At 57.0% G+C, this 405-nt stretch carries 1 protein-coding gene; it reads left to right on the top strand.

The window, feature by feature from the left end; translation table 11 throughout:
* Window positions 1–350: helix-turn-helix domain-containing protein (locus tag KVT39_RS36590; RefSeq protein WP_217591440.1), on the top strand; the 350-nt coding region annotated here is incomplete at its 5' end.
* Window positions 351–405: the final 55 nt, after the last annotated feature.

Raw genomic sequence — 405 nt, 5'->3', positions numbered from 1 at the left:
CTGACTTCAAGATGTCGGTGCTGCAACACATGTGGCGCCATGAGCTGTCATACCAGCGCACATGCGCGGTATTCGATTTGCGCGAAGCCAACTGCGTGAGTCGCTGGGAGCGCCAGTATCATGAGGGTGGTTTCGAAGCTCTCATGCCGCGCCGCAAAGGCCGGCCACCCAAGATGTCAAAGCCCAAACAGCCTGCCCAGCCTACTGCCGTGCCCGCAGACGAGCGCTCACGCGAAGACCTTCTTAAAGAGAATGAGTATCTGCGCGCGGAGGTGGCGTACCTAAAAAAGTTGGACGAACTGCTCCGAGCCAAGGAGCAAGCAAAGCCAAAGAAACCGCGCAAATCGTGAACGCCTTGCGTGAGCATCATTCGTTAAGCGTCTTGCTCAAGGTTTCAGGCCTGGC

Source organism: Burkholderia sp. GbtcB21 (assembly GCF_019091065.1).
Lineage (GTDB): Bacteria > Pseudomonadota > Gammaproteobacteria > Burkholderiales > Burkholderiaceae > Burkholderia > Burkholderia pyrrocinia_C.
This window is presented reverse-complemented; position numbering and strand designations above follow the sequence as displayed.